At 71.7% G+C, this 6,996-nt stretch carries 7 protein-coding genes; 4 read left to right on the top strand and 3 right to left on the bottom strand.

Features of this window, described 5'->3' with window-relative positions; genetic code table 11:
- Together AB0J09_RS51170 and AB0J09_RS51165 are read left to right on the top strand one after the other, a co-directional pair.
- Nucleotides 1-213: hypothetical protein (locus tag AB0J09_RS51170; protein WP_360708797.1), on the top strand; the 213-nt coding region annotated here is incomplete at its 5' end.
- Nucleotides 214-1,035: 822 nt separating this feature from the next.
- Nucleotides 1,036-1,206, top strand: a complete 171-nt coding sequence (locus AB0J09_RS51165) for a hypothetical protein (RefSeq protein WP_360708794.1) — start codon at nt 1,036-1,038, stop codon at nt 1,204-1,206.
- A 51-nt stretch (nt 1,207-1,257) separates the two neighbouring features.
- Here AB0J09_RS51165 and AB0J09_RS51160 read toward each other — a convergent pair whose 3' ends face one another.
- The 3 genes from AB0J09_RS51160 to AB0J09_RS51150 form a co-directional block, all read right to left on the bottom strand.
- Nucleotides 1,258-2,676: an RNB domain-containing ribonuclease gene (locus AB0J09_RS51160; RefSeq protein ID WP_360708791.1), complete on the bottom strand. Its 1,419-nt coding sequence runs from the start codon at nt 2,674-2,676 to the stop codon at nt 1,258-1,260.
- A gap of 26 nt (nt 2,677-2,702) precedes the next feature.
- A complete protein-coding gene (locus AB0J09_RS51155; protein WP_360708788.1) occupies nt 2,703-3,026 on the bottom strand; it encodes an STAS domain-containing protein in 324 nt (107 codons plus the stop codon).
- A gap of 212 nt (nt 3,027-3,238) precedes the next feature.
- Nucleotides 3,239-3,823 carry a TetR family transcriptional regulator gene (locus tag AB0J09_RS51150; protein WP_360708785.1) on the bottom strand — a complete coding sequence of 195 codons (585 nt, stop codon included), beginning with the start codon at nt 3,821-3,823 and terminating at the stop codon, nt 3,239-3,241.
- A gap of 130 nt (nt 3,824-3,953) precedes the next feature.
- Here AB0J09_RS51150 and AB0J09_RS51145 point away from each other — a divergent pair, with 130 nt between their 5' ends.
- Nucleotides 3,954-4,652, top strand: a complete 699-nt coding sequence (locus tag AB0J09_RS51145) for a hypothetical protein (protein WP_360708782.1) — start codon at nt 3,954-3,956, stop codon at nt 4,650-4,652.
- An 84-nt stretch (nt 4,653-4,736) separates the two neighbouring features.
- Nucleotides 4,737-6,812 carry an alpha-galactosidase gene (locus AB0J09_RS51140; RefSeq protein ID WP_360708779.1) on the top strand — a complete coding sequence of 692 codons (2,076 nt, stop codon included), beginning with the start codon at nt 4,737-4,739 and terminating at the stop codon, nt 6,810-6,812.
- Nucleotides 6,813-6,996: the final 184 nt, after the last annotated feature.

The raw sequence follows: 6,996 nt of genomic DNA, 5'->3' as shown, positions 1-6,996 counted from the left end.
GCCGCCACCGTGCTGACGGGGGTGTTCTCGGGCGCATCCACCGCCGGCACCAGCGCCGCCGCCTCCTCCGCCGCCACCGCCACCGCCACCGCCACCGCCGCCTCCACCGCCGCCGCCTCCGCCGCCTCCGAAGCGACGGCAACGCCTGCCGCGGCACGGCTGCTCCAGCTGCTGCTGCTTGGCGACTTTATGCGTGTCGCCCTGCTGGAATGAGGGCTGGACGACGGCGGACTGAGCCGATGCCGCCACAGGCGCGGTAAGGGCGGTGGCCGCCATCGCGCATGCAGCGAGAAGGTTGCGAGTCTTGATCATGAGAGATCTCCTCTTGAGGGTTGGGAACTCCGGGCGACGCCCGGATCTCTCTCTGAGCGCCATATCGGACCAGGAAGGCATCGATATGGGCTGCGGATCACCTTTCAAGCTAGGTTGCGGGGATGGGCGAAGTCATCCGGCAGAGGCAAAACTCCAGGCAGTCAGAAATTGCTCTGGAAGCCGTTAGAAGAATGGGCGGAACGCTTTCAACTACAGCGCGCTACACGCCTGACATAAGCAGTCACTATTGCTAAAGGCACTACCAGGGCGGCGGTGCAGTCTTTTGCCGTCTCCGCGGCCCATGGCGGTCTCTTCCGGCCAGGGGCCGGGCATGGGTAAAGCGAACGGACCGGTCCCGTCGTTCGCTGCGAATGCCGGTGGAAAAGGGGCCGTCGAATGGTCCACCGCCTTTCAGATGTGCAGGGCGGCCCGTCAGGTGATGCGGGGGTAGACCATGGCCCCGTCCGGCGGTGGAGGGCGTGACCTGAGGCGCCGGCGAGTCTTTGCCGTGATGGCGGCATGGGTCGCCCCCATCCTCGGCCAGTACCACTGACCGGTCGGTCAAGATGGTGTTGTCATACGCTCACACATCGTCACCTTAGGGGCAGTTTTCGGGCGGGTGGCGATGGAAATCCCCATGTCAGAGACATCCTCGGACGCACCCGCTGAGGCCAGTCCCCTCGGATGCGCGGCGTCCGGGCCGGCCCCGTTCGGAGGTAGCCCATGTTCGCCCTCGTCGCCGCTTTGCTGTTCGTGCTCGCGCTCATTTTCGAAATCGCCGGCCTCGCCGTCGGCAGCGTGATCACGGTCACCACGCTCGGCACCGCCGGGCTGCTCTGCGTCGCGCTCCACCTGATGGGTGTGGGCGCGGGATGGACTCCGCTGAAGAGGTGATGCCTGGTCGAGGGCCGCGCACGGAGTGCCCGTGCGCGGCTTCTCCATGGGTCAGGTCGCCAGCGTGAAGCGGACCTCGCGGGTCGCCGGGTCGGCCTGCGTCAGGCGTACCGTGACCTGCTCTCCCAGGGGGAGCGGGCCGTCGCAGCGGGCGATCACCGCCGGGTCGGCGAGCTGCACCTGCCCGCCCCCGCGCCGCTCGTCCACGTCGATCACCACCGCCTCGAACGCCTGCCCGATCCGCTCCCGCAGCAGGAACGCCTCCACCAGGTCCACGCACGCCCGCTCCACCGCCCCGGCCCGCCGCCCGGTCGTGGTCATGATGCCGGGCAGGCTCGGAAGCGCCGCCCGGATGTCGGACGGCACCGGCTCGCCGGCCGCGACGGCGAGGCACACCTCCGTCGCGTACCGGTCGGCCAGGCGCCGCAGCGGCGCCGTCACGTGCGTGTACGGCGCCGCCACCGCCGCGTGCTCGGCCAGCTTGGGCGGCGCGCCGTCGAAGGCCACGTAGCCCGCGCCACGCAGCAGCACCTTCGACTCATGCAGGAACGCCGCCTGCTGCGCGTTCTTCGGATCCAGGTCGTGCACCACGGCGCCGTAGGAGGCCCCGTCGGGCCACGGCACGTCCAGCGCGTGGGCCACCCTGCGGACCTTCGCCAGGTCGTCGGCGTGCGGCCGGGGGAGCACGCGCAGGATGCCGATCTCGGCGTCGAGCATCATCGCGGCCGCGGCCATGCCGGTCAGCAGCGAGATCTGCGCGTTCCACGCCTCGGCGGGCAGCGGCAGCCGGAACTCCAGCCGGTAGCCGCCGTCGTCCCCGGGGACCACCTCCTGCTCGGGCGTGGGCAGGGTGACGCCGCCGCGCTCACGCTCCAGCGCCAGCCGGAGGCGGCCGATCTCGGCCAGCAGTCCCAGCACGCCGTCGGCCGTGCCCGTGTCGACCGCCGCCTGCACGTAGGCGTAGTCCAGGCGCTCGCGGCTGCGTACGAGCGCACGCTGCACGTCGGCGCCGACCGTGCGGCCGTCGGCGTCGAGGTCGATCCGCCACACCGCGGCCGGGCGCAGCGCGCCGGGCAGCAGGCTGGCCGCGTCCTCCGACAGGACCCTGGGGTGGAGCGGCACCTTGCCCGCGGGCAAATAGACGGTCTCGCCCCTGGTGCGGGCCTCGGTGTCGATGACGCCGCCGGGACGCACGAACGCGCCGACGTCGGCGATCGCGTACCAGACTCTGTAGCCGCCGTGCAGCCGCTCCAGGTGTACGGCCTGGTCGAGGTCCATCGAGCCGGGCGGGTCGATGGTGACGAACGGCACGTCGGACAGGTCCTTCGCGTCGAGCCGCGGCACTCGCGCCACCCATGCGGCCTCGTCGAGCACGGCGCCGGGGAAGTCGCCCGGCAGGGCGAGCTCCCGCCTGACGCGCTCGAACCCGTCCTCCAGCTTCAGGGGTATCTGATCGGGAACCTGAATCACGTCTGCCAACCTACAGGCGCGGGCGATCAGGTGAGGTGGCCCTCCAGGCCGGTGATGCGCAGCAGCCGCCGCATCGCCGGCGGGACGCCCGTGAGGCGCATCGGGGTGTGCCGGCGCGCGGCGTGGTTGTGGACCGAGACGAGGATGCCGAGCCCGGCGGCGTCGATGAAGGTGAGCCCGCTCATCTCGATGACGAGCGTGATCTGCCCGCGCCGGGCGTCCTCCGCCTCCCGCAGCAGCCGGAGCAGGTGGCCGCGCAGCTGCTCGGTGGTGGCGATGTCGAGGTCTCCCGACACGCTGACGGTCAGGGTCCCGTTGCGGCGGCTGGTGGTCAGGTGTAGTGGCTCCATTTCGGCTCCGCGCTCGTCAGGGCCGGGAACCTCCTGCCGGTTGCGTGGGCCAGCCCTTGCCTTGGACCCCAGATAGTCATGATTCGTCACGTAGCGCGACGATGTTGACTCCGAGTGTACATGCCTGGTCACGCGTGAACGGTGATGCCGGGTGATAGGAGGAATCCTCGGGAAAACAATTCCCGTTACCCAGATGTAAAAACATCACACCATCAGCGGAGTTCCAGTCCGTGAAGGATGAGATCACACAAGGCGGCGAAGTCGTCCTCGATGTCCGGCAGGCTCCAGTCGGCGGCGTGCGCCGGATTGTGGAAGCGGGCGGAGGCGTCGAGCACGGCGCGGGCAGTGGCAGCCGGGTCGGGGGCGGCGAACTCGCCCCGCGCGACTCCGGCCTCGACGATCTGCCGGATCTGGCCGACCAGGTCGGCGATGTGCCGGTCGATGACCTTGCTGGACTCGTTCACCAGCACCATGTACGTGGCGAACAGCTCGGGGTCGTCGAGCGCCTTCTTGCGCTTGGCGCGGAACAGGGCCCCCAGCCATTCGCGCAGCCGCACGGGAGCCGGGGCGCCGGAGGCCAGGACGCTGGCCAGCTCGGCGTGCGACTCGTCCAGCCAGCGCTGGGTGACGGCCTCGCGCAGGGCCGCCTTGCTGGGGAAGTGGCGGTAGACGCTGCCGTGGCTGACACCGAGCGCCCGCGCGACGTCGACGACCGTCGCCTTGGCGGGACCGTAGCGGCGCAGGACGTCTTGGGCCGCCGTGAGGATCTGGTCCGCCGTCAGGATGCCGTCTGTCACATTTCCAATTCTGTCAGCCGTTCTGCTATGCGTGATGCGGCGGTTCGTATGCGGATAAATGGCACTTAATCGGGTTCAGTGACACTACGCTGCTACCGCTGTCAGGTACGAGCGGAAAGCAAACAACATCGTGTGGATCGCAGTCGCAGTGCTGGCCGCCGTCGTGGTGGGCGTGGTGGTCTGGTGGCTCCGCCGTGACCCCGTCGGCGGGGGCACCGACGACGCGTTCGGGATGGACGTGGACCTCGGTCTTCCGGCCGAGGCCGAGCCCGCGTTCATGGAGGGCCTGCGGGCCTACCCGCTGCGGGCGGACGTGTGGCGCGGGGTGCTCACGACGTACGAGCCGCCCCGGCTGATCTCCCTGCACCTGCTCGCCGACGCCTTCGCGGCCAGGGGGGACGCGGCGCTGCACGATCCGCAGGGCGCGGTCGCCACCCTGGTCGCGCAGCTCGCGGCGGCGGAGCGGCCCGGGGTGCTGCACCTGCGCGCGGACTGGCTGGACGGCGAGGTGGACGGCATGGACCAGGCCCGTTTCGCCGAGGCGGTGCGCGAGGTCGTCTGCCCTGAGGGCGCCTGGTCCGCCGACGAGGCGATTGGAGCGTTGCAGGTCGCCACTGGCCAGGCGAACACGATGATGCTGGACCTGGCGCGGCTGCTGGACCTCTACCGGGAGGCCCGCGAGAAGCAGCCGGACGCCGCGGCGGAGGAGTTGCTGCGCGAAGTTGCGCCGCGCCTGATCGCCGCCGGCGGGCCCGGGCTCACCTGGACGAAGCCGCCCACGCGGGATGACCTGCGCATCGTCCTCGGCGGCGTGCCCGAGCCCGGCTGATGCTCTCCCCTCGATCAGGGCAAGTGCCTCATTCCTGTAGGTTCGCGTGGTATCTACCAGCATCTGCTGAGTGAGGAGCCCGACTTGACACCCCTCATCCTTTCCGCCGCAGGCACCGCCCTTGTCCTCGACGGACCAGGGTTGCCGCGGGTACGCCACTTCGGCGCCGACCTCGGGCCCGCCGCCGGGTCCGACCTTTTGCCCGCACTGGCGTCCCTGGCTCCCGCGCCGCCGCTGCTGCCCGCCCAGGGAGACAGCTGGTACGGCCGGCCGGGCCTGTCGGGCGGCCGGGCGGGCGAGCACTGGCCGGTGCGGTGGACGCTGGACCGGCTCGACGCGGACGCCGCGCCCGGCCGGGGAGGCACGGTGACCATCGTGGCCTCCGACGCCAGGGCGGGTCTTGAGCTGGTGAGCGAGCTGGCCATGGACGCCGAAGGCCTGGTGACGCTGCGGCACACGGTCACGAACACCGCCGGTTCGCCGTACCGGCTGGAGGGGTTGACCTGCGCCCTGCCGGTGCCGGCGCGCGCGGGCGAGCTGCTGGACTTCACCGGGCGGTGGGCGCTGGAGAAGGTGCCGCAGCGCACGGCGTTCGGCCAGGGCGTGTGGTCCAGGGAGAACCGGCGCGGCCGGACGGGGCACGACGGCACGGGGCTGCTGGTGGCCGGGACCTCGGGGTTCGGGTTCAGAGGCGGCGAGGTGTGGGCGGTGCACGCCGGCTGGAGCGGCAACCACATCCACTACGCCGAGCGGCTGCCCGAGGGCCCCGCGCTGCTGGCGGCGGGCGAGCTGCTCGAGCCCGGCGAGATCGTCCTGGCCGAGGGCGAGAGCTACCGCACGCCCCAGGTGTACTTCACCTGGTCGGGCACCGGGCTGGACGAGGCGAGCGCCCGGCTCCACCACCACGTGCGCGCCGGCCGGTCGCTGCCGGTCCGGCCCGTCACGCTGAACAACTGGGAGGCCACCTACTTCGACCACGGCCTCGACCGGCTGCTGGAGCTGGCCGGCAAGGCCGCGGCGGCCGGCATCGAGCGGTTCGTGCTCGACGACGGCTGGTTCCGCCACCGCCGCCACGACCGGGCGGGGCTCGGCGACTGGTACGTTGACGAGGGCGTGTGGCCGAACGGCCTGCACCCGCTGGCCGAGCACGTGCGCAAGCTCGGCATGCAGTTCGGGCTGTGGTTCGAGCCCGAGATGGTCAACCCGGACTCCGACCTGCTGCGCGCGCATCCCGACTGGGTCCTCGGCCAGGCCGACCGCCTGCCGCCGCCGCAGCGTAACCAGCAGGTGCTCGACCTGGCCAGGCCCGAGGCGTACGACTACCTGCTGGAGCGTCTGGACAGCCTGGTCAGCGAGTACGAGCTCGACTACATCAAGTGGGACCACAACCGCGACATCGCCGAGCCCGTGCACGACGGGGTGCCCGGCGTTCACGCGCAGACGCTGGCCGCGTACCGGCTGCTGGACGAGCTGCGCGCCCGCCACCCCAAGCTCGAGATCGAGTCGTGCTCGTCGGGCGGCGCGCGCATCGACTACGGCGTGCTGGCCCGTACCGACCGGGTGTGGACGTCCGACTGCAACGACGCGCTCGACCGGCAGGCGATCCAGCGCTGGACCGGGCTGCTCGTGCCGCCGGAGCGGATGGGCAGCCACGTCGGCGCGCCGCAGGACCACAGCACGGGGCGCTCGCTGCCGCTGGCCTTCCGCGCCGCGACCGCGCTGTTCGGGCACATGGGCGTGGAGTGGGACCTGACCTCGGCGAGCGAGGCCGAGCTGGAGGAGCTGGCCGAGTGGATCGCCCTGCACAAGCGGCTGCGGCCGGTGCTGCACTCGGGGCGGGTGGTGCGCGCCGACCATCCCGACCCGTCGGCGCTGCTGCACGGGGTGGTGCTGCCTGAGCGAGGAGTGTTCGCGTTCGTCCAGCTCACCTCCAGGCTCGCCCTCGGAGGGCCCCCGCCGCTGCGCCTGCCGGGGCTCGACCCCGCGGCCGTCTACGAGGTGCGGATGGCCGGGCCGAAGCCTCAGGGCGCGGGCATGCCGGAGTGGACCGGCGGCCCGGTGCGGCTGACCGGCGCGGTGCTCGGCGAGCTGGGGCTGCCCGCCCCGGCGCTGCGGCCGACGTCCGTGCTGCTCATCGAGGTGGAGAACCTCTCCCTGTAGGGCAGGCAGGCCGGCTCGGCCACCGGGCCGGGGAGCACGTCCCGGCCTTCGGCGGGCCTCGCTAGCCGAGGTCCAGCTCGGAGCCGCCGAACCTATCGCGCAGGAACCTCCCCTGGTCCCGCAGCGCCTGCTCGTCGCCGCGGTGGATCGCGTCGGCGACCTTGCGCAGCTCGGCGTCGAGCAG

Source organism: Nonomuraea sp. NPDC049784 (assembly GCF_040659615.1).
GTDB lineage: Bacteria > Actinomycetota > Actinomycetes > Streptosporangiales > Streptosporangiaceae > Nonomuraea.
The sequence above is the reverse complement of the archived record's forward strand: the minus strand, read 5'-3'. Positions and strand labels throughout refer to the sequence as shown.

Coding starts and splice junctions, on each gene's coding strand:
- AB0J09_RS51165 (WP_360708794.1), top strand. CDS start 1,036: ATGTTCGCCCTCGTCGCCGCTTTGCTGTTCGTGCTCGCGCTCATTTTC.
- AB0J09_RS51155 (WP_360708788.1), bottom strand. CDS start 3,026: ATGGAGCCACTACACCTGACCACCAGCCGCCGCAACGGGACCCTGACC.